Below are 21,620 nucleotides of genomic sequence, written 5' to 3' on the forward strand. Positions count from 1 at the left end.
TTCACGGGCTCAACCTCCAGGCCCGCAGCGCCTAGTCGCCACCGGCCGCTTGGAACAGCGCCGGCAGCAGCGCCAGGGCGACCCCAATTCCGGCCAACGCGGCCCAGCGCCATTGACCCATGCCGCGCCAGGCGCTGGCGCAGGCGGCCGACATCCCGTCGTCGCGCGACAGCCTCAGGGCGTAGACCGCCACGCCAGACACCGCCAGGGACGTCAGGGCTAGGCCGAACACGAACCAGACCAGCTTGGTCCAAACCCCGCCGAACGTGCCGAAATGCAGCGGATCGGCCATTTCGGAGAGACGCTGGTGCGCCGTCAGATCTCGCCCGTCGGTCGTAAGCACGACCTTGCCGGTCGACGCATCGGTCCAGGCAACGTTGGCGCGCTCACGGACGAGCACCGCCCGGTGCTGGCCTTGAAATTGGAACGCGCCGATCTTGCCCGACGGAAAGACGATGCGCTGGATACGCAGATCCGGATAGGCGGCGCGAGCCGCGGCGAGGTTGCGCTCCAGTCGATCCGCCACGCCGCGAGCATCGAGTTTGACCGCGGCCACCTTGGCGCGCGGAGCCGGCGGTGCCTTGGCCACCGTGCTTTCCGCCAGATACCAAAGACCTGTTGCGCCGATCAAGGCGACGAACCAAAGGCTCCAAAGTCCCGCTAGACGGTGCAGATCGCCCATGGCCGTGCGGGCGTCGCGCCATCGCACTGGCCTCAGAAAGCCTCGCCACCACTTCTTGTAGACGACGAAGGACGTCGCCAGGCTGATCAGCAAAAGGACCGACAGGGCCGAGACGATGGGCACGCCCACCGCCGTGGGCAGGTTCAAGTGCCGGTGCATGTTGCGCAGAATGCGCTGAGCCCCGACCCATGCCCCCTCGCCCTGCACCGCGCCGGTCGTGGGGTGCAGATAGACGAAGCTGCGCCGTCCGTCCGGCGTCTGGATCGTCGCGGTCATGGCGAAGCCGCGATCGATCGGCGCGTCCAGCAGGAGGATCTTGGCCTTCGGCTGAAGGGCGGCGACTTGGCGCGCCGCCTCCGACCAGGCCAGAGGACCTTCCACCGTCGCCGGCTCGACCCGCAAGGCCGGTCGCAGCAGCCAGTCGATCTCATGACTGAACACGGCGACCGTCCCGGTCAGGAAGACGAAGCCGAGCAGGATCGACAGCTTCAGTCCAACCCACTGGTGAACACGCCACCACAGGCGCGAGCCCTTGGCCTTGGCGACGCGCCTTGGCGGAAGGGCATTTGCTCCATCCCGCTCCGCTACGGACGCGCGCTCAAGGCTCACCATTCGCGGGAAACCTCCAGGAACAGCGAGCGGGGCTCGCCGGGGAAGTGGCCGGTGCGATCAATGAAGCCGGAGGCGGCGTAGGTTTTGTCGAACAGGTTGTCGACCCGCAGGAGCGTCGACCAGGGGCCGACCTTGTAGATCACCGAGGCGTCGAACACCGTATAGGGACGCACCTTCTGGCCGCTGAGCGAGGTGCGAACGTCGACATAGTCTCCGCCCAGAGCCAGAGCCAGGCCCAGCTTGGGAAACTGATAGCGTGTCCAGAAGCCGGCCTTATGCTTGGGCGCATTGGCGAACCGATCGCCGACGCTGTTGGTGATCACCGTCTTGCTGTTGGTCTTGGTGATGCGGGTGTCGTTGTACGCGTAGGAGCCGGTCAGCACCCAGTTCTTGGTCAGGTCGGCGGCCAGGTCGAACTCGACACCCTTGCTGGTCACCTCGCCGAACGCGATCATGTCGTTGACGCCGTCGCCGCCCACGTCGCCGCGCGGGTCGCTCTGCAGGATGTTGCTGCGGACGATCTGGTAGGCGGCGAACGTGGTCTGCAGCCGGCCGCCCATCAGTTCGGTCTTTACGCCGCCCTCGACGATTTCGCCCTCTGTCGGCGCGAAGGGACCGCCCGCCAGCGGATCCTGGCTGGAAACGCTCTGCGGCTCGTAGCTCTGGGCCCACTGGCCATATACCGAGACGTCAGGACGCGCGCGCCAGACCAGGCCTGCCCGCCATGTCGCCTTTTGGTCCTTGAAGACGCTGGCGTCCGACGTGTCCTCGTAACGGTCGAAGCGTACGCCGGCGGTGGCGATGAAGGGGCCGACGGTGGCCTCCTCCAAAAGATAGGCGCCGGACCGTTCCTGCACGGCGGAGGTGCGCACCCGCGCCCTCAGCTTGTAGGTCTTGGGATCGGTTACCCCGTAGAGCGGGTGGATCAGGCTGAGCGGCCCGGGCAGGCCCGCGACGGCCGTAAAGCCTCCCAGCAGCGAGGGACGGTTGTTGTTGACCAGCTCGCTGCGGTAAGCGTCAACGCCCAACAGCACCCGATTGCGCAGCGCGCCCAGATCGCGCGACCAAACGGCGTTAGCGCCGAAGCTCAGCTGCTCGAGATCCCGCTCCTGGTCGCGGAACTCACGGCGCGACAGGTCCAGCACGCCGTCTCGATCACTGTCGGTCAGGCCACGGGGTTCGTGATACTGCTGGCGCTCCAGGCTCTTTGAATAGCGCAGGCTGGCGTCGACCTTCAGGCTGTCCGACACGGGCCATTCGAGCCGAGCCTGCAGCACATTGGCGGTCAGATCGAGGAAGTCGCTCTTCTCATTGTGGTTCCAGCGCCGGTCAGCGAGGAAATGGCCCAGATTGTCGGTCGGCACGCCGCGCAGGCGGTTGCCTTGCAGGTTCTGCTGATAGCGGGTGGCCTGCAGAGTCAGTGCGGCCGGGCCAAGGTCGCTGCGAATCCCACCGTCGAGGATCAGGACCTCGCTGCCGGAGTTGCGCCGCGGCGTATTGCGGCTTTCGTAGAAGGCGCCAAGCCGAGTGGCGGGCGCTTCGACGCCGGGCAGGAAGCCCTCGATCTCGACCGAGCCGCCACGGCGCGCCTCGGTTCCAGCGACGGCCGTGGCCCGCGCCGAGAACTCGCTCTTGGGGGTCTTGGTGATGTAGTTGAACAAACCGCCCGGCGCCCCGGGGCCATAGAGCATCCCCGCCGGCCCCTTGAGGAACTCCAGTCGCTCGACGTTGAATAGCTGCGGCACCGAGAAGGCGACGTAGGGATCGCCGCGCAGGCCGTCGAAGAAAATCTCCTCCTGACGGAAGCCGCGGGCGGTGACGCCAGCGTAGGAGAACAGGCTGACGCCGGCGATGTTACGATAGAGATCCTGAGCGTCGCGAGCCCCCTGGTCGCGGATCAGCTCCGCGTTCAGGACCTGGATATTGAGGCTGGAGGCCAGCGGCGGGGTTTCCAGCTTGCCGCTGGTGGTTTCCTGCGCGCGATAAAGCTGACGCGCCCGGGCGGTGATGATGATCGTCAGGTCGGGCTCGTCTGTGGGGGTCGTCACCCCGGCCTCGCTGGTCTCGAACGCAGCGGCGGAATGCGCGCCGACCAAGCCGGCGGCCAGGGCCAACGCCGCCACCGAAGGCCTCAAACGTCCATGAAACTTCACCACGCCCACTCCTTACCCAAAGAATGGCGCGCCAGTTAGCGCGAATAATAGTTATTCGCAACAATCAGGACGACGGAGCGCCTTGCCGCCGGATTTCGTCGGCCATGCGGTCAGCCACGTCCTGACCGATGTCGTTGACCACCACGGCGGCGCCCTGGCTGGCAAGATAGAGCGCATGGACGCGGCCCAGGCCGCCGCCCGAGCCGGTGACGATGGCGACACGACCAGTCTGGGCGTTGGCAGGTTCAGTCATCCAGCTTCCTCAGGGGCACGCGGGCGTCGGCCTGGCAAGGACTGGCGAGACCAGGCCCACGTTCCAGTTCCAGGGCTGGTCGCCCGCGGCCTTGCGGCGACAGACCGCGCGCTCGTGGAGGGCGAACATGCCTGGCATCAGGTTGGTGTCGGCCATCGGCCTGTCGCGGAAGGCCATGTAGGCGCCGGCGGGCTTATAGGCCTCCCAGGTCGCCTCGCCGCCGGCCTGCGGCCGACCAGTTCGGGCGAAACTGGTCCAGTAGCCGACCATGGCGTCCGACAACGCCCTTTCCTCCGCCGCATCCGGCGCCTTGGGCCAGCGCGGCGGAACGCGGTCCAGCGACCCGAACATGTAGGGGATTTCGCTGGCGTGGAAGGCGTGCAGCCCTGCCTGATCCATGGCCGGATAGCCGTGGTCGAACAGATAGAGGAACGAAGGCTGACCGGCCTTGGTCTGCGATCGCGCCAGACGCTCGGCGGTCCAGCCGTACATGGCGTCGCGAGTGGTCGCCAGAACGCTCTCCTCCAAGGCCGAGGCCGGATAGAGCTTTAGGAAGTCGTCCGCCAGGTCGCCGTAGCGCGCCCTGATCCCCGTCTCATATTCGGCGGCGGTCTTGGGGGCCGGCGGCGCCAGGAAGCGCAGAGAGCGGATCTCGCCGCTATTGAAGCCGACGAGGATCGGAACCCGCGCCTGCTCGCCGCGATCGAACGAGTCGATCAACTGGCGCGTGAGAACGGCGCCGTCCACCGCGCCGAACGGCAGGAAGCCGGCGCGAGCGGCCTTGTCGGTCAGGATCTGCGGGTCCATCGCCCGCATCGCCGCGAGGCTGGGAGCCGTCACCGCCCCCTGCACATAGACGCCGGCCGCCTCGCCCGACGGCGCGCCGTGACGGGCCGCTTTCAGCTCGGGGGTGGAGATCATGTAGGCGCTCTGGGCGATCGCCTTCGCGAACAGCCCTCGCGCCGGGGGCGAGACCATCAGGTACATGACGCTGAGCGCCCCGGCGGACTCTCCGGCGATCGTGACATTGTCGGGGTCGCCGCCAAATGCGGAGATGTTCGCGCGCACCCACTTCAGCGCCGCGATCTGGTCGAGCAGGCCGTAGTTGCCGGAAAGGCCGCCCGGGTTCTCGTTGCCCAGGTCTGGATGCGCCATGTAGCCCAACACGCCCAGACGGTAATTGATCGTCACCAGCACCGCGCCGGTCGCCGCATAACGCGCGCCGTTCTGCAGGGCCGAGCTTCCCGAGCCCGAGGTCAGAGAGCCGCCATGGATCCAGACGATGACCGGAGCCCTGCCCCGGGCCGACGGCGTCCAGATGTTCAGCGTCAGGCAATCCTCGCTGGTAGGACCGATCTCGCCCGAATAGACCGACGGCGCCCCAGGCGTGGGCTGGATGCACGCCGGGCCGAACTGGCTGGCGTCGCGCACGCCCGTCCAGCGCGCGGCCGGCGCGGGCGCACGCCACCGGCCTGGCCCGACCGGGGGCGCCGCATACGGCAGCCCCTTGAAGGCCAAGGTCCCAGCATCGACGACGACGCCTCGCACCGTTCCGGCCGGAGCGACGACCAAGGGTCGACTCTCGGCGGCATGGGCGCGGCCGGCGATCAGCAGCACGGCGACGAGAAGCAGGTTTGTCACGCGGTTCATTGAGCGGCCCCGATCCTGGGGCCCTTGCCGAGGGCCCTCGCCAGCAGAAGGAAGAGCGTGATGGCCACGCCGTAGAACGGGACGAGGGTGAACAGCGCCACCTGCAGCGAGTTGTGTGGATACGCCGCCCGGAAGAAGTCGCTGGCCGCGCCGACATAGGTCGGGCCCAAGCCCAGGCCGATGAAGTTCATCACCAACAGCAGCAAGGCCCCGGACATCACCCGCTGATTGGGGCGGACCGTGTTCTGAACCAGGGTCACGGCGGACGACAGATAGACGTGGTTCAGGCACATGGCCGGCAGCAGGCAGGCCAGGGCTGTCGGCCAGTGCGGCGCGGCCACGAACCCCAGGTAGCACGGCACGGCCAAGAGCAGGGCGCCGGCGGGCGCCAGGCCGTAGGCGCGCTTGGATTCGCGCGTGAAGCGGTCGATCAGCCAGCCGGAGCCGAAGATCCCCACGCTCATGCCGACGCCGACCACGATCGCGTACCAGACGGCGACTTCGCCGAGGGTCATGCCCTTCTCGCGCATCAGGAACAGCGTGGCAAAATTGCCCAGGCCGTAGGTGACGAACTGCGTTGCGCCGCTGCCCAGCGAAGCCAGCAGTAGCACCGGATGTGAAAAGAACATCTTCAGGGTTTCGCCGAAACCCGCGCGCGCCTGCGGGACGTGGGCCGTCGCGGGATCGAGACCCCCACGCCGCGGCTCTCGCACCACCAACTTCAGGACCAAGGCGGCGGCGACGCCGACCGCGCCGGTGATCATGAAGGCGTCGCGCCAGCTGAAGGCGGCGGCCACCGAGGCGCCGAACGCGATGCCGAGGGCCGCGCCCACGGGCGGGCCAAGATTGTAAAGGCCCAACGCCGTGCCTCGGCGTCCGGGTGGAAAATAGTCGGTGATGATCGCGTAGGACGGCGGCACGCCGCCCGCCTCCCCGAAGCCGACCGTCATGCGTGCGATTGCGAAGCCGCTGTAAGATCGGGCCATGCCACAGGCCATGGTCGCCGCGCTCCAGACACCGCAGGCGATGGCCAGTACGGTCACGCGGTTGGTCCGGTCCGCCAGCCAGCCGACCGGGATGGCGATAAAGCAGTAGAAGGCCGCGAAATAGAGACCGCCCAGGAGCCCCAGCTGGCTGTCGGTGATCTGCAGTGTGTCCTGAATCGGCTTGGCCAGGATCGATAGCAGTTGCCGATCCAGGAAGTTCAGGACGTAGATGAACCACAGGCACGCCAGGGCCACCCAAGCGCGCCGGTCGGGTTCCTGCACGGCGGCCGATGGCGCGGTCGTGGGCGCAATGTCTTCGAGCGGACGCGTCATCGTTCCTCCGTCCGCAAGGCGGCGTAGACGCCCCGCTGGTGCTCAGGCAAAGCCCTTCGTCCGGCCGCGCCGCGCCCGGTGGCGATGGTCGCCCCGGTCTTGGCCGACACCGGCACTTGATGCTGGGTCAGGTAGATCATGATCAGGTCGTTGACGGGATCAGCCTGCCACCACGTGCCAAAAATCCCTGGCCAGGTGATCGCGCCTGGCGCACCGCAGGCGTATGGGTTGTCGATCGCATCCTCCGCGATCGAGACGCCCAGACCGAAACCATTGCTCCGCCACAGCGGCATGCCGGCGAACGGCGTCTCGCGCTGGCGCTCCGTCAGCCGATTGGTCCGCATGAGCCGCACGGTCTCGGGCCGCAGCAGGCGGACGCCGTCCAGGGCCCCCTCGCTCAACAGCATTCGCGCGAACCGGTGATAATCGGAGGCGGACGAAATCAGCCCACCGCCCCCCGGCGTGTAGCTGGGAGGTTCGTCGTACATTTCGGGCTCGAGCTTTGCGAGGCGGTTTGTCGTTTCGTCAAATCCGTAGAGGCTCGCCAGGCGTGGGCGCTTGTCGTGCGGCAGCCAGAAATCGGTATCCGTCATGCCGAGCGGCTCGAAGATCCGCTCTTTCAGCACCTGACGCAGGGGCTTGCCGTCGACCCGACCGATCAGGAAACCCAGGACGTCGGTCGAGTGGCCGTAGTGGAAACGGTCGCCCGGCTGATAGGCCAGGGGCAAGCCGCCCAGCGCCGTCAGCCACTGCCGCGGGCTCATGCGAGTCATGGCCGGATCGCCCAGGGCCTGCTCGTAGGCTTTCTGCAGCGGCCCCTCCGAGAAGAAGCCATAGGCGAGACCCGAGCGGTGGGTCAGCAGGTCCTCGATCGTGATGGGACGCCGCACCGGGTCGGTCTCATGCAGCGGTCCGGCCGCATCGCGCAGGACTCGCGGCTGGGCCAATTCGGGGATCCAGCGTCCGATGGGATCCTCCAGCGCGAACTTGCCCTCCTCCATCAGCATCAGAGCCGCGACCGAGGTGATCGGCTTGGTCATGGAGGCGATGCGAAACAAGGTGTCGGGCCGCATCGGGTCATGGCTTTCAAGGTCGCGCCAGCCGATCGCGTCGGACTGGACGATCTGGCCGCGGCGCGAGGTCAGGGTCACCAGACCCGCAAGTTCGCCTCGGTCAACGAAACCTTGGAGCACCGCCCTGGCCTCGGCGAGCTTGGCGGGGTCGAAGCCCTGAGCGCGGCAGGCGTCGTCGTCGATCATGAAAAAGGGGCGCTCCGGCCGGGTACTGAAGGGAAGGCCGCGGGGGCTGGCGGCGACCTAGTCCCCCGCGGCGGGCGACGACCGGGGAGGCGGCCGCCGCCCAGGGTCAGAACGTCTTGCGCAGGTTCACCGCGACGAAGCGTCCGATCGGGTTGTAGGCCCCGCCGATGCCGTCCGTGGCCGGAGCAAATGGCGGCGTCTTGTCAAACAGGTCGTTGACCTGCAGCGACACTTCCGAGCCCTTGATCAGGCCTGTGTCCGGCAGGGTCGTCGAGATACGCAGGTCCACGGTCGTGTAGGCCTTGGCCTCGTAGACGCCCGTCCCCGTTGGCGTGGCGTAGTTGTTGGTGACGCCGTCGCGATAGTTGACGAAGGCCACGGCCATGACCGAGCCGGCGGTGAGCCCCGAGGTCGTACGCACGGTTGCCTTGGGCACGCCCAGCTTCAGGGCGTCCGATACCGGGGCGGTCGGCGACAGCTGGGTGTCGAACTTGAAAATGTAATTGCCGGCGACGCCGCCGAACACGCTGCCGAAGCTGGTGGCGCGCCGATAATTCACATCGAAGTCCAGGCCGCGGGTCTTGCGCACCCCGAAATTGCCTCGACGCAGGTCCAGGGCGTTGCCGATCGCCGGCAATGGCGTCGGCAAGGTGACCGGCACGCCGAGCGCCAGCAGGCTGGATAGCTGGGCGGCCGAGGGATTGCGGTAGACAACCGAGGCGAAGGTCGGGTCCGTGAAGACTAGGCTGGTCGGCGGCGTGCCAATCACATCGGTAAAGTTGATGTCGTAGATGGTCGCGCTGGTTCGGAAGCCCGGCAAGGACGCCGGCGCGAAATCGAACCCGAACGAATAGGTCCGCGCCTTTTCGGGCTGCAGGGTCTTGTTGCCGCCCAGAAGGAAGACCGTGTTGACCTGGGCCGCGCCGCGCGTCGGATCACGAGCCAGCACGCCGGCCGTCGTGGCGTCGTAATAGTATGCGCCCACGGTGGCGCCGACGTCCCGGAGGCCCGGCGCCCGGAACGAGCGGCCGTAGGTTCCACGCAGCGTCAGCCCTTCCACCGGGTCCCAGTTGACGCCGACCTTCGGATTGCTGGTCGAGCCAAAGTCACTGTACTTGTCGTAGCGACCCGACACCGAAAGCGACAGGCGGCGCATGAACCGCGTCGCATTGGCGTCGCCAAAGATCGGCACGAACAGCTCGCCATAGATGGACTTGATGTTGCGTCCCAGGTTCTCGGGTACGGGCGTGGCGCCCACGAAGCCCCGCTGCTGGAACGTCTCGCGTCTGTACTCGGCGCCCGTCGCGACCTTCAGCTCTCCGCCGGGCAGGTCGAGCAGCGCCCCATCCAGCTTGACCGCGGCGAGCTTGGTGCGCTGCTGAATCGTGACGCTGGTCGAGTAGTTGGTGATGTTGGAGACCACCGACAGGCTCGTCCCCTGGCCGAAGGGATCCAGCGCCGTCGCCGTGGTTGTTCCCGCCGCCGCCGCGGCCAGGGCCGCGGGATTGATCATCGGCTGATGGGCGACGTGCTTGGCCCAATCATAGGTGCCGTAGGCGCTGAGCTTGAAGTCCTTCGGAAGGCTGAAGTCCGCGCCCGCCGAGGAGTTGCCGGCCTTCACGCGATAGGTCTGGTCGAAATGGTCGGCGCCGACCAGGTTGTCGGGGCGGAAGAAGATCGTCGCGGCCGTCGCCGTGGTTCCGGGCGGCGCCTTGAAGAACGGGTTGGCCGCCGTCATCGTCACGGTCTGGGCCGGGATCGCAGCCTGGACCGTGTCCTTGCGGTCCGAATAAAGCAGCTCGCCCCACAGGGTGACGCGCTCGCCGATCTCCTGACGCGCGCTGGCGAAGCCGCTGTGCAGGCGTGAGGCCGGGACCAGGTCGACTGGGCCGCCGACGTCGCAATAGTTGGTCGAGTTCGGCGTCAGGCCAGGCGCGCCGTAGACGACTCCGCCGATGACCACGTTTGGCGCAGGACAGCTGGAGCCTCGCGTATCGACGCCGCCAAAGCCGCGGAAATCAACCTTGCGGTAGTCGCGGTCCGCGCCGGCGACGTTGCCATTCTCCGTATACTGGTAGGCCGCCAGGATCGAGCCACTCCCCCAGTCGCGGCCGGCCAGGCCGCTGATGCTGGCTGTATGATAGTCGTCGGCCGCGCCGTAACGCGCCGACATCTCGAGGCCCGAATAGCGCTTGCGGGTGATGAAGTTGACGACGCCGGCGATCGCGTCCGAGCCGTAGATCGACGAGGCGCCGTCCGCCACGATCTCAACGCGCTCAATCGCCAGATCCGGCAAAAACGGGAAGTCGGGATTGGTCTCGTTGGCGCCGCCCGCGACGACACGGTGGCCGTTCAGCAGCGGCAGGGTCGCCGTCGCCGGCAGACTGCGCAGGCCCGGCGCGAACGAGCCGGCGCCCCCGTTATTGGCGCGTGGCGCGGTGTTGAAGCTGTTCAGTTGCGGCACGCTGGCCAGCAGGTCCGGCGTGGTGGTCGCTCCGATGGTCTTGATGTCGTCGCGCGAGACGCCGATCAGGTTCGAGCCGACCGGCGGGACGCCCCGGATGCTGGAGCCCGTGACCACGACGGCCTCAAGCGTATTGTCGGATGCATCGTCTGTCGCCTGCGCCGAGGCGTGTCCGGCGCACAGAACGGCGACCAGAGACGCACTGGACAACGCCACGCAACGCGCGGTTTTCCAGGTCTTCATTGAACCCTCCCCTTTTGTTTTTTGCTTGCTCAAGGGGTAGCCGAGGGGCGTCGCGCCGTCAATTTCATTTATTTATCACTAAATGAAATTGTTTATGCGGTTGCTTGACCCCTTGGGGTCGCCGCCGCATCGTCCGATCCTGAATCGGTTGGAGAGCGTCTTCACCGGACGGGTCCGATCAGGAAGACTGGAGCCATGCCAGCAGCGCCGAAAGCCGAGGGTCGTCGCACGCGCGCCGAACAGCGCGCCACGACCGTCAAGACGATCCTCGATACCGCCGAGGATCTGTTCGCCCAGCTCGGCTATTTCGGGGTGACCATCAAGGACGTCGCCGATCGCATGGGCATCCACCCGGCGCTGATCCACTACTACTTCGATGGCAAGAAGGCCCTATTCGACGCGGTGTTCGAGCGCCGCGTGGAATACGCTGTCAGCTCGCGGACGGCGGGCCTGGACGCGTATGAAGCCGAGGTCGGCGATCACCCCACCGTCGAAGGCGCTCTGCGCGCCTATTACGACCAGGCGTTCGACGTCTACATCAACGGCGACGAGGGCTGGCGCAACTTTGGCCGCATCTTCGCCCAGGTGAACAACGCTCCCGGCTACGGCGCCGAGAAGATGGACACCTATTTTGATCCGATGGTGCTGCGCCTGATCGGACTCCTGCAGAAGGCCTTGCCCGACGCTGCGCCCGAAGATCTGTTCTGGAGCTTCCAGTTCACCTCAGGCGCCTATTCGCTGCTGCTGTCGCGGACGGGCCGCCTCGACCGCCTATCGGGCGGCCTCTGCAAATCCGACGACTTTCGGGCGGCGCGCGACCGGTTCGTGACCTTCATGGCCGGCGGCTTCGACGCCCTCCACGGGCGAAAGAAGCCGGCCTGACTCGCTCGCTAGGAAAGGACTTTCCCCAGCCGCGCGTCTCGTAGCGCCGCCCGCCGCACCTTGCCGGCCTCGTCACGCAGAGGCTCGGTGGTGAACTCGATACTGCGGGGCAGCTTGTAACGGGTCAGCCGCTCGGCGGCGAAGTCGAGCAGCTCGTCCGCTTCCAGCCCGCTGTCCTCGACCGCCTGGACGATGGCGTGAACGCGCGCGCCCCAATCCTCGTCTGGCAGGCCGATCACAGCGCTTCCGCGTACGGCCGGATGGGCGTCGAGCACCGCCTCGACCTCGGCCGGATAGATGTTGGCGCCGCCCGAGATGATGAGATCGTTGCGGCGGTCCGAGAGATAGAGATAGCCGTCAGCGTCAACCCAGCCGAGATCTCCGGGCGCCTCCCACTCGCCGCGCCGGCGGGCCTCGCTGCCCAGATAGTGGTAGGTCGAGCCGGCTCCGCCCTGCGGACGGAAAAACACTTCGCCCACCTCGCCGGGCGGCGACTCACGGCCCTCGGCGTCGAGAATCTTCAAGGCGTAGCCGTCGCGGACGCGGCCCACCGAGCCGCGATGGGCCAGCCAGTCCGTCCCCGAGATCATGGTCGAGCCCGTACCCTCGGTGGTCCCATAATATTCCCAGACCCGCTCGCCGCCGAGCCAGTCGATCCAGGCCTCCTTCAGCCATGGCGCGCAAGGCGCCGCCATGTGCAGCATCATGCGCAGGCTGGGCAGCGGGAAGCCGGACAGAACTTCCGGACCCAGACGCCAGATGCGATTCATCATGGTCGGGACCATCGTCACCCAGTTGACGCCGTGCGCCTCAATCAGCTGCAGCGCCCGCAGGGCGTCGAACTTGCTCATTTCGACGATCGTCGCCCCGACGAACAGGCCCATGTGGATGCAGTGGAACGGGGCGTTGTGATAGAGCGGCCCGGGATTGAGAATGACATCGCCAGGCCGCTGGCCCAGAAAGCCCTCCTGTGGATTCCAGGCGCCCGGCATGGCGTCGACGATCACCTTCGGACGCCCGGTGGAGCCGCCGCTGGTCATCGCCTTCCAGTGCGGTGAGATGACCTCGGGCGGGGCGTCGACAGAATAGGCGTCTAGCGAGGCGCGCCCTTCGGCCACGATCGGGACACCGGATCTCGGCGGGGCGCCGATGAACAGCTTGGGCCGGACGATGTCGAGGATCGCCTCCATCTCGGGCCGCGCCAGTTTGGCGGCGACGATGTTGGGAATCGCGCCGAGCTTCCAGGCCGCGAAGACGGTCTCGTAGAACTCCGGGCCGTTCGGCAAGGCGATGGTGACGAAATCGCCCCGTCCTACGCCGTGCGCCGCGAGCATCCAGGCGCGGCGGTTAGCGCGAGCCTCCAATTCGCCATAGGTGATGCCTTGTTCTTCCACGATCAGCGCGGCGCGGGATGGGGATTGGCGCGCGTGGTGGGCGAGAATTGAACCGAGCGCGACACGACCGTTCGACATGTTGGATACGCCTCCCTGACGGCGCCCCACCGCCCTCTTTGGAGCAACTACAGGTGGCCGCGCTCAGGTCAATTAATTAATTTAGTCATGAATAAATGAAAAGCTGAATCGGCGCCGTCGCGCGCTGGCGCACCCGCAGCGCTAATAGCGACGCAGCTGCGCCAATAGACGCCCTTCCAGAAACGCGACGTCAGTTGAGGCGCGACGCAGCCTCGCCCCGCCCGAAGCGGACCTGGACAACCGTATGAATCGGCGGGATGGGCTAGCACTTCCTGGGCAGCGTGATCGTGAAAGCCGAACGGCCATCGCGGCGCTCGTAGCTCACCTGCCCCCCATGAGCCTCGGCGATGCCGCGAACCACGGCAAGGCCTAGGCCTGACCCGGACTTCAGGTCGACGTCGTCTCCGCGTCGGAAGGGTTCGAAAGCTCGCGCGGTGAGGCTCTCCGGCATCCCCGGTCCCGCGTCGATGACGCTGATGGCGACGTCGGCGTCCGAGACGCGCGTGGCGATTTCAAGGACGCAGGGCTCGGCATATTTCAGCGCGTTGTCGACGAGGGCCAGCACCGCTTGCCGCAGGCGGATGGGATCGGCGATGCAGCGACCACTCGTGAGGGTCATGCGCAGGCCAAAGCCCGCCTTGTCGAGGTCGCGTTCGACGAGGCGGGCAAGTCCCTCGATCTCGGTGGCCAGATCGATTTCGACAGGCCGCAGCTGCAGGCGGCCGCTGTCGAGCAGGCTGACGACCCGCAGGTCCTCGACAAGCCGCGCCAAGGCGTCGGCCTGGTGGTGAAGCGATTGCAGGAGCACGGGGTCAGGCTGAAAGACGCCCTCGGCGAGCCCCTGAAGCCGTCCCTTGAGGATCGTGACTGGAGTCCGCAATTCGTGGGCGATCAGGCTGTTCCAGGTGACGATGTCATCGACGGCCTTCTCAAGCCGATCGGCCATGGCGTTGAAGTCGGCGATCATCTGGCTGGCCTCTGTGGGCGCCGGAGCGGTCAAGTTCGCCCGAGCCGACAGGTCTCCGCCGGCGATCTGGCGTGCGGCCTCCGCCAGCCTCTCAAGCGGCTCGACCATTCTTCGCGCGACCCGCGTCGCCACCACGCTCGCGGCGATACTGCCCAGCACGATGCAGAACGAGTACATCGCCCATTCCACGGGAGCCGGCAGAATAGCGTCCTCGGCCGCCACGAGCTTGGGGGCGAACTGGAAGAGCAACCCGTAACCGAAGGCGATAAAGATCAGACTGAGGATCAAAGTCGCCAGGGTGATGCCGACGACCGCCAGGTTGAGGCGCTGCGATAAGCTTTGCGCTTTCATCGGTCCTCCAGGAGGCGATAGCCCATGCCTCGGACGTTGGAGAGCATGCCCGGCGCGCCGGCGGCCTCGAGCTTCTTGCGCAGCTTGCTGAGGTGGCTATCGACGGTCCGCTCCAGCGCGTCGCCGCCCGACAGGCAGGCGTCCAGCAGCTCGGCGCGCGTGTAGAGGCGCATCGGGGCCTGAGCCATGTGAAGCAGCAGGCGGAACTCGGTCAGGGTCAGGGTCAGCCGGCGCGCGCCATCCGGCGTGTTCACCGTCGCGGTGTGATTGACGGGATCGACATCGAGCGGCCCGGCGCGCGCCACCGACGCCGCGTCCCGGCCCGATGCGCGGCGCAGCACGGCCTTGGCGCGGGCGGCCACTTCCAGGGGGTTGAAAGGTTTGACGACATAATCATCCGCGCCGATCCGCAGCGCCTGCAGCTTGTCCAGATCCTGGTCCAGGGCCGTCAGCATGATCACCGGGGTCGCGCCGCGCCGGCGGAGTTGCGCCAGGACCTCCCAGCCATCCAGCTTGGGCAGCCCGACGTCGAGCAGGACGATGTCGGGGCGAAGCGCCTGATGCAGCTCGACCGCCGTCTGGCCGTCTCGCGCCGTGACGGTCCTGAACCCTTCGCGCTCCAGATAGCCGACGAGGATCTCCGCGATCTCGCGCTCGTCTTCAACGATCAGAACCAGGGCGTTCACGGGGTCTCCAATGCGGCCACGACCGGATGGTCAGAGCACTAATCACCCATCCGTCGGCGACGCCAGAACCCTCCACCAAGTCGCAACATTGTCTCCACGATCACGCAACCGCGCTCGGGCATAGGCTCGCGGCGTCTCTGAAGGCGCGCCTCGGGAGCCGCCTCTTTCATGGACCGTCGTCACCTGCGTATCGCCATCGCCCTCCTGCTGGGCGCATCGACCCTGACCGCTTGCGGTGAGGCCGAGGTAGGGGCGTCGACCTCCCCCACAGAAGTCGCCGTGGCGACCGCCCAAGTCGCGACCGTCACGCCGGTGGACGATCTGCCAGGCCGGGTAGTCGCCATCCGCACCGCGGAAATCCGCCCCCAAGTGTCCGGCGTCGTGACGCGACGGTTCTTCGATCAGGGAAGCGAGGTCCGGGCCGGCCAGCCATTGTTCCAGATCGATCCGGCGCCCTACCAAGCGGAAGCCGCGGGCGCTCAAGCCGCGCTGTCGCGCGCGCTCGCGGTCGCCGACCGCGCCAGGGCCCAGGTCTCGCGCCTGGCGCCGCTCGTCGAAGCCGACGCCATCAGCCGCCAAAGCTACGATGACGCCGTAGCCGCCAAGGTCCAGGCGGAAGCGGACCTGGCCGAAGCGCGCGCGACCTTGCGCCGCCGCGGCGTCGAGCTGAGCTTCGCGACCGTGAGAGCTCCGATCTCCGGGCAGATCGGCGAGGCGCAGGTTACGGAAGGCGCCCTGGTCGCCGCCGGCGGCGCGGGCCCCATGGCTACCGTCCAACAGATTGACCAGGTCTATGTCGACGTCCGTCAGCCGTCCGCGCGCCTCGAAGCGTTGCGCGCCCTGGCGGGCGGCGGCGCAGGCCGCGAGGTCGAGATTCTGTCGTCCTCCGGCGCGCCCTATCCGCGCAAGGGAAGGGTCCTGTTCTCGGGAGTCTCGATCGACCCCACGACCGGCGACGCCATCGCGCGCGTGCAGGTCGACAACCCAGATCGCGTGCTCCTGCCGGGCATGTTCGTCCGCGCTCGCCTGCCCCGCGCCCCGATCCAAGGCGCGGTGCTGGCGCCGCAGCAAGCGGTGCTCCGCGATAGCGGCGGCAAGCCATTTGTCAGCCTGGTGAACGCCAAGGGGCTGGTCGAGACCCGCTCGGTCGAGGTCGGCGACGTGGCGGACGGTCGCTACGTGGTGACTCGCGGCTTGAAGGCGGGAGAGCGCGTGATCGTCGAGGGACAGGATCGCGTCACGGCCGGCGACCTGGTCAAGGCCGTCCCGTTCCAGATGGGGGCGCGCTAGTCCCATGCCGAAGTTCTTCATCGAACGACCGATCTTCGCCTGGGTCATCGCCATCGCGATCATCCTGGCCGGCCTGATGGCCATCCCCCGCCTGCCCGTGGCGCGCTACCCCGTCGTCGCGCCGCCCACGGTCAGCATCTACGCCAGCTATCCCGGCGCCACGCCCCAGGCCATGAACGACTCGGTCGTGGGCCTGATCGAGCGCGAGCTCTCCAGCGTCAAGAACCTCCTCTATTTCGAGTCCTCGACCGACAGCTCGGGCTCGGCGACGATCACGGCGACCTTCAAGCCCGGCACGAACCCCGAGCTGGCCCAGGTCGATGTCCAGAACCGGCTGAAGACCGTCGAGCCGCGCCTGCCCCAGACCGTGCGCCAGACCGGCGTCAGCGTCGAGAGCGCCGCGTCCAACTTCCTGATGATGGTCAGCCTCCGCAGCGTCGACGGGCGCGACGACGAGGTCGCGCTCAGCGACTACATGGTCCGCAACATCGCCGACGAGCTGAAGCGCGTGCCGGGCGTCGGGCGAGTGCAGATGTTCGGCTCCGAGCGCGCCATGCGGATCTGGGTCGACCCGAACAAGCTGGCGGGCTTCAATCTCTCACTCGGCGACGTCACGGCGGCGATCGCGGCCCAGAACCAGCAGCTCGCGCCCGGCGCGCTGGGCGGCGAGCCCACGGTCAAGGACCAGCGTGTGACGGTCCCGCTGACCGCCGAAGGCCAGCTGCGGACCGTCGAGCAGTTCAAGGCCATCGTCCTGCGCGCCAACACCTCGGGTTCGCGCGTCACCCTAGGCGACGTCGCCCGGATCGAGCTGAACTCGGCCAACTTCAACTTCACGACCCGGGAAAATGGCCAGCCAGCGACGGCGCTCGGCGTTCAGCTGTCGCCCGGCGGCAACGCGGTGCGAACCGCGGCGGCGATCCAGAGCCGGCTCGACGAGCTGCAGAAGGCCGCGCCGCCCGGCATGCAGTTGGCCATCCCCTTCAACACCGCGCCATTCGTGCGGGTCTCGATCGAGAAGGTCGTCCAGACCCTGGTCGAGGCCATGGCGCTGGTGTTCCTGGTGATGTTCCTGTTCCTGCAAAAGGTCCGCTACACTCTGATCCCCGCCATCGTCGCGCCCATCGCCCTGCTGGGGACGTTCACGGTGATGCTGTCGGCGGGCTTTTCGATCAACGTGCTGACCATGTTCGGCATGGTGCTGGCGATCGGCATCATCGTCGATGACGCGATCGTCGTGGTCGAGGCCGTCGAGCGGATCATGGCCGCCGAGGGCCTCTCGCCCAAGGACGCCACCCGCAAGGCCATGTCGGAAATGACCAGCGCGATCATCGGCATCACCGCCGTGCTGGCGGCCGTGTTCATCCCGATGGCGCTGGCGGACGGTTCGGTCGGCGCGATCTATCGTCAGTTCACCCTGTCGATGGCCGTCTCGATTCTGTTCTCGGCCTTCCTGGCCCTGTCCCTGACGCCGGCCCTCTGCGCGACCTTGCTCAAGCCGATCGACGGCCATGCGCCCAAGACGGGCTTCTTCGCCTGGTTCGACCAACGCTTTGATCGCCTTACCGACGGTTACGAGCGGCTGCTGGGCAAGGTGCTGCGCCGGGGCGGACGCGCGATGGTCGCGTTCGGCGTCGTCGTCGCCGTCACGGCGGGCGCCTTCCTGGTCCTGCCGTCGGCCTTCCTTCCCGAGGAAGACCAGGGCTACTTCATGACCTCGTTCCAACTGCCGGCCGACGCCACGGCGCAGCGCACCAGCGAAGCCGTCGCGCGCTTCGAGCACTACGCCCGCACGCGCCCCGCCATCGAGACGACCCAGGCCGTCACCGGCTTCAGCTTCTCGGGCCAAGGCCCCAACGCCGCGCTCGTCTTCACGATGCTCAAGGACTGGAAGAAGCGTGACGGCGCGACCAGCGCCGGCGAGGTCCAGGCCGCGTCCGAGGCCATGAAGGTCCAGCGCGAGGGCGAGATCATGTCGGTGATGCCGCCGTCGATCGACGAGCTGGGCAACTCGTCGGGCTTCACCCTGGCGCTGCAGGACCACGCCAATCGCGGTCCGGAGGCGCTGATCAACGCCCAGACGCGCCTGCTGGAGCTCGCCGCCCAAAGCAAACTGGTGGCCGGCGTCTATCCCGACGGCCTTCCGCCAGGTTCGACGGTGCGGCTGGATATCGACCGGCAGAAGGCTCAGGCCCTGGGCGTCTCTTTCGCGGCGATCGGCGACACCCTGTCGACCGCCCTGGGCTCCAGCTACGTCAACGACTTCATCAACGCGGGCCGCCTGCAGCAGGTGATCGTCCAGGCCGACGCGCCGTTCCGGATGCAGCTCGGCGACGTGTTGAAACTCTATGTCCGCAACGAGTCCGGCGGGATGGTTGCGCTGTCCGAGGTGGTGACGCCGGTCTGGACCAAGGCTCCGGCCCAGATGATGCGCTTCAACGGTTATCCATCGGTCCGTCTCACGGGATCGGCGGCGCCCGGCGTCTCGAGCGGCCAGGCGATGGCTGAAATGGAGCGACTGGCCGCCCAGCTTCCCGGGAGCTACGCGGTCGCGTGGACCGGTCAGTCGCTGCAGGAGAAGCTGGCGGGCGCCCAGGCCCCCGCCTTGCTCGCCCTGTCGATGCTGGTCGTTTTCCTCGTGCTGGCGGCGCTTTATGAGAGCTGGTCGATCCCGCTATCGGTGATGCTGGCCATCCCGCTGGGCCTGATCGGCGCCTTGGCCGCAGTGCTGCTGCGCGGCCTGCCCAACGACGTCTTCTTCAAGGTCGGACTGATCACCATCATCGGCCTGTCGGCCAAGAACGCCATCCTGATCGTCGAGTTCGCCCAGGCCAGCCGCGCCCAAGGGATGGGCCTCGCCGAAGCGGCCATCCACGCCGCCAAGCTGCGCTTGCGCCCGATCCTGATGACCAGCCTGGCCTTCGCCTTGGGCGTCGTCCCCCTGGTCATCGCCTCGGGCGCAGCGGCCGAAACCCAGCGCGCCATCGGCACGGGCGTGTTCGGCGGGATGATCACCGGGACCCTGCTAGCCATCGTCCTGGTTCCCGTCTTCTTCGTCGTGGTCGCCGGCGCGGCCGAGCGCCTGACCTCACGACACAAAGCCGCTTCGGCGGAGGGCTGATCCATGCGTGCTCTCATCCTCTCCAGCGCGGCGCTGCTTGGCGCCTGCTCCGTCACGCCTCGCCTGGAGCTCCCTGCGGCGCCGGTCGCCGCGGCCTATCCCGTAATCGAAGGCGGCGTGGCGACGGACATGCCTGCGGCAAGATCATTGGCCTGGAAGCAGGTCTATGGCGATCCGAGGCTTCAGGCCCTGATCAGTCAAGCCCTGGACCAGAGCCGCGATCTCCGCGCCGCTCTGCTGAACGTCGAGGCCGCCCGCGCCGAACGCGGCATCGCTCGCGGCGCCTTGGGTCCGAGCCTCGACGCCAATCTGTCCAGAACCCAAGAGCGCTCACCGTCTCAGGGCCGGTCGGACGCCTATGCGGCCAATCTTGGATTGACGGCCTTCGAGCTGGACCTGTTCGGACGCCTCCGGGCCCAATCCAGCGCCGCCGCCGAGCGCTATCTGGCCAGCGAGACCGGCGCCCGCGCCGCTCGGATCACTCTGATCTCGGCGGTCGCGACGGCCTATCTCGACGAGCGGCTGGCCGAGGAGCAGCTGGCGCTGACCGAAGCCACCCTGTCGGACTGGCGCGCGTCGCTCGACATCGCCCGGCGGCTCAAATCGGCCTCACAAGCCAGCGGCCTCGATGTCGCCCAGGCCGATGGTCTGGTGCGCCAGGCCGAGGCCGATCGCGAGGCTGGCCGACGAGCTCTCGCCCGGGCCCGCAATGCTCTTGAGCTCGTGGTCGGCGGGCCGGAACCGGCTTCGCTTCCACCGCCCATTCCCCTCGCCAACCAGCCGCTTCCGACCCAGCTGGAGCCAGGCTTGCCCGCCGAACTGCTGGTGCGGCGCCCCGACATCGCGCAGGCCGAACACATGCTACGCGCCGCCAACGCTGATGTCGGCGCCGCGCGAGCGGCCCTGCTGCCCAGGATCTCGCTGACCGGCGCGCTCGGCGGCGCGAGCTCAGATCTCGGCGCCCTGTTTGTCTCCGGAAGTCGCGCCTGGTCTTTCGCTCCGCAGATCACCCAGCCGATCTTCCGAAGCGGACAATTGCGCGGCGCCGTGGCCTTGAGCGAGGCGCGCAAGTCGCTCGCCGTGACCACCTATGAAAGGCAGATCCAGGTCGCCTTCCGTGAAGTAGCCGACGGCCTCGCGGCTCAAGCCACCTTCGCCAACCAGGTCCATCTCCAAGAGGGCGTGGCCGAGGCCGCGCGTCAACGTCTGCGGCTCTCGGACCTGCGCTATCGCGCCGGGCTGGACGGCCGTCTCGAGCTGCTCGACGCGCAGCGCGCCGACTACGCGGCGCGCCAAGCCCTGCTGTCGCTCAAGCACGATCAGCTCGCGGCCATGGTCGCGCTCTACGCCGCGCTCGGCGGTGGTTTGGGGCCGGCGTAGCGATCCCGCGAACCGCCGAACTCGAAGCCTCGTGACAGACGTTCCACACAAGCCTGGCAAGCACGCACTGGTCCTCGACTACTTCGCGCGCCGAGAGGACATGCGTCGCTTCTTCTCTATCCGCACCCGCGCGAGCGCGGATGTCGAGGACCTGATGCAGGATCTCTTCCTGAAGGTTCAGCGGGTGGATAGCGACGCCATCGAGAACCCGTCCGCCTATCTTTACCGATTGGCCTCGAACCTACTGCTGGACCGGCTCCGCGCTCGGCGACGTTCCGAGGCCCGCGACGCTGATTGGCGGAGCGTAAGCCACGCGACCGTAGATGGAGCCGACATCGCGGATGCGCCGGACGCCGAGGCCGCGGTGGACGCTCGCCTGCGGCTTGAGCGATTGACCCAGGCGCTCGCGGAGTTGCCCCCTAGAACGCAGCAAGTGTTCTGGCTGCACAAGTTCGATGGCCTGACCCACGCCCAGACGGCGGAGCGACTTGGAATTTCGCGGAGCGCGGTCGAGAAACACATGACGCGCGCGCTCCGGCGCCTGCTTGCGAAAGTCGGCGATCACATCGGCGAGGGATGAGGTCGCTCAGCGCGCTGCGTCTTGCCCCGCGGCGTCGGCAGCTCACCCTCTCCACATATCCTCCGCAAAGCCGCCGTCCGCATTCCTGGGGGCGCTTGACCGGCGCCGGCTTCATTCGCCCCTTCGCCCCTCAGGCTGCGGCCGGCCCGGAAACAAAAGCCGGAATGTCGATCCGCCCAACCGTCAACAAGGCGTCATACTTTAATCGTATAGAAAATCCGGTCTCATTTGTATTTTTGATATTCCGTTCGTAAGG

Annotated in this window: 14 protein-coding genes and 1 pseudogene; 5 read left to right on the forward strand and 10 right to left on the reverse strand. The window is 67.4% G+C overall.

Annotated features, from left to right (window positions below):
* Window positions 1-31: 31 nt before the first annotated feature.
* The 7 genes and pseudogenes from AX690_RS03665 to AX690_RS03695 form a co-directional block, all read right to left on the reverse strand.
* Window positions 32-1,294: a PepSY domain-containing protein gene (locus AX690_RS03665; RefSeq protein ID WP_066682458.1), complete on the reverse strand. Its 1,263-nt coding sequence runs from the start codon at window positions 1,292-1,294 to the stop codon at window positions 32-34.
* Window positions 1,288-3,450: a TonB-dependent siderophore receptor gene (locus AX690_RS03670; protein WP_231732107.1), complete on the reverse strand. Its 2,163-nt coding sequence runs from the start codon at window positions 3,448-3,450 to the stop codon at window positions 1,288-1,290. The genes AX690_RS03665 and AX690_RS03670 overlap by 7 nt, the downstream gene beginning before the upstream one ends.
* 76 nt (window positions 3,451-3,526) lie before the next feature.
* Window positions 3,527-3,700 (reverse strand): annotated as a pseudogene (locus tag AX690_RS03675) (SDR family NAD(P)-dependent oxidoreductase); the annotation flags it as partial.
* Between the two features lie 9 nt (window positions 3,701-3,709).
* Entirely contained in the window at window positions 3,710-5,350 is a 1,641-nt protein-coding gene (locus tag AX690_RS03680) for a carboxylesterase/lipase family protein (protein ID WP_066682461.1), read from the reverse strand.
* On the reverse strand, window positions 5,347-6,669 hold the full coding sequence (locus AX690_RS03685) for an MFS transporter (protein WP_066682463.1): 1,323 nt from the start codon (window positions 6,667-6,669) through the stop codon (window positions 5,347-5,349). Before AX690_RS03685 ends, AX690_RS03680 begins: the two co-directional genes overlap by 4 nt.
* Complete coding sequence (locus AX690_RS03690) at window positions 6,666-7,928, reverse strand: serine hydrolase (protein ID WP_066682467.1); 1,263 nt, start codon at window positions 7,926-7,928, stop codon at window positions 6,666-6,668. The genes AX690_RS03685 and AX690_RS03690 overlap by 4 nt, the downstream gene beginning before the upstream one ends.
* 106 nt (window positions 7,929-8,034) lie before the next feature.
* Entirely contained in the window at window positions 8,035-10,635 is a 2,601-nt protein-coding gene (locus tag AX690_RS03695) for a TonB-dependent siderophore receptor (protein ID WP_066682469.1), read from the reverse strand.
* A gap of 195 nt (window positions 10,636-10,830) precedes the next feature.
* On the opposite strand from AX690_RS03695, the gene AX690_RS03700 reads away from it, so the two are divergent.
* Window positions 10,831-11,517, forward strand: a complete 687-nt coding sequence (locus tag AX690_RS03700; RefSeq protein WP_066682471.1) for a TetR/AcrR family transcriptional regulator — start codon at window positions 10,831-10,833, stop codon at window positions 11,515-11,517.
* Between the two features lie 8 nt (window positions 11,518-11,525).
* Here AX690_RS03700 and AX690_RS03705 read toward each other — a convergent pair whose 3' ends face one another.
* The 3 genes from AX690_RS03705 to AX690_RS03715 all read right to left on the reverse strand — a co-directional run bounded on the left by AX690_RS03705 (window position 11,526) and on the right by AX690_RS03715 (window position 14,993).
* Entirely contained in the window at window positions 11,526-12,989 is a 1,464-nt protein-coding gene (locus AX690_RS03705; RefSeq protein ID WP_066682473.1) for an AMP-binding protein, read from the reverse strand.
* A 262-nt stretch (window positions 12,990-13,251) separates the two neighbouring features.
* Window positions 13,252-14,307, reverse strand: a complete 1,056-nt coding sequence (locus tag AX690_RS03710; protein ID WP_066682475.1) for a HAMP domain-containing sensor histidine kinase — start codon at window positions 14,305-14,307, stop codon at window positions 13,252-13,254.
* The gene (locus tag AX690_RS03715; RefSeq protein ID WP_066682477.1) at window positions 14,304-14,993 is read right to left on the reverse strand and encodes a response regulator; all 690 of its coding nucleotides are present in this window, start codon (window positions 14,991-14,993) and stop codon (window positions 14,304-14,306) included. The genes AX690_RS03710 and AX690_RS03715 overlap by 4 nt, the downstream gene beginning before the upstream one ends.
* Before the next feature lie 168 nt (window positions 14,994-15,161).
* On the opposite strand from AX690_RS03715, the gene AX690_RS03720 reads away from it, so the two are divergent.
* From AX690_RS03720 to AX690_RS03735, 4 genes are all read left to right on the forward strand, one after another.
* Window positions 15,162-16,283: an efflux RND transporter periplasmic adaptor subunit gene (locus tag AX690_RS03720; protein WP_066682479.1), complete on the forward strand. Its 1,122-nt coding sequence runs from the start codon at window positions 15,162-15,164 to the stop codon at window positions 16,281-16,283.
* Between the two features lie 4 nt (window positions 16,284-16,287).
* A complete protein-coding gene (locus AX690_RS03725; protein WP_066682480.1) occupies window positions 16,288-19,404 on the forward strand; it encodes a multidrug efflux RND transporter permease subunit in 3,117 nt (1,038 codons plus the stop codon).
* 3 nt (window positions 19,405-19,407) lie between these two features.
* Window positions 19,408-20,784 carry an efflux transporter outer membrane subunit gene (locus AX690_RS03730; protein ID WP_066682481.1) on the forward strand — a complete coding sequence of 459 codons (1,377 nt, stop codon included), beginning with the start codon at window positions 19,408-19,410 and terminating at the stop codon, window positions 20,782-20,784.
* 100 nt (window positions 20,785-20,884) lie between these two features.
* Window positions 20,885-21,364 carry an RNA polymerase sigma factor gene (locus tag AX690_RS03735; RefSeq protein ID WP_231732108.1) on the forward strand — a complete coding sequence of 160 codons (480 nt, stop codon included), beginning with the start codon at window positions 20,885-20,887 and terminating at the stop codon, window positions 21,362-21,364.
* Window positions 21,365-21,620 lie beyond the last annotated feature (256 nt).

Origin of the sequence: Caulobacter sp. CCH9-E1 (genome assembly GCF_001556515.1) — a bacterium.
GTDB lineage: Bacteria > Pseudomonadota > Alphaproteobacteria > Caulobacterales > Caulobacteraceae > Caulobacter.

Bases quoted from the DNA above. Each gene is read 5' to 3' on its own strand.
- AX690_RS03665 (WP_066682458.1), bottom strand. From the start codon at position 1,294: ATGGTGAGCCTTGAGCGCGCGTCCGTAGCGGAGCGGGATGGAGCAAAT.
- AX690_RS03680 (WP_066682461.1), bottom strand. From the start codon at position 5,350: ATGAACCGCGTGACAAACCTGCTTCTCGTCGCCGTGCTGCTGATCGCC.
- AX690_RS03685 (WP_066682463.1), bottom strand. From the start codon at position 6,669: ATGACGCGTCCGCTCGAAGACATTGCGCCCACGACCGCGCCATCGGCC.
- AX690_RS03690 (WP_066682467.1), bottom strand. From the start codon at position 7,928: ATGATCGACGACGACGCCTGCCGCGCTCAGGGCTTCGACCCCGCCAAG.
- AX690_RS03695 (WP_066682469.1), bottom strand. From the start codon at position 10,635: ATGAAGACCTGGAAAACCGCGCGTTGCGTGGCGTTGTCCAGTGCGTCT.
- AX690_RS03700 (WP_066682471.1), top strand. From the start codon at position 10,831: ATGCCAGCAGCGCCGAAAGCCGAGGGTCGTCGCACGCGCGCCGAACAG.
- AX690_RS03705 (WP_066682473.1), bottom strand. From the start codon at position 12,989: ATGTCGAACGGTCGTGTCGCGCTCGGTTCAATTCTCGCCCACCACGCG.
- AX690_RS03710 (WP_066682475.1), bottom strand. From the start codon at position 14,307: ATGAAAGCGCAAAGCTTATCGCAGCGCCTCAACCTGGCGGTCGTCGGC.
- AX690_RS03720 (WP_066682479.1), top strand. From the start codon at position 15,162: ATGGACCGTCGTCACCTGCGTATCGCCATCGCCCTCCTGCTGGGCGCA.
- AX690_RS03725 (WP_066682480.1), top strand. From the start codon at position 16,288: ATGCCGAAGTTCTTCATCGAACGACCGATCTTCGCCTGGGTCATCGCC.
- AX690_RS03730 (WP_066682481.1), top strand. From the start codon at position 19,408: ATGCGTGCTCTCATCCTCTCCAGCGCGGCGCTGCTTGGCGCCTGCTCC.
- AX690_RS03735 (WP_231732108.1), top strand. From the start codon at position 20,885: ATGCGTCGCTTCTTCTCTATCCGCACCCGCGCGAGCGCGGATGTCGAG.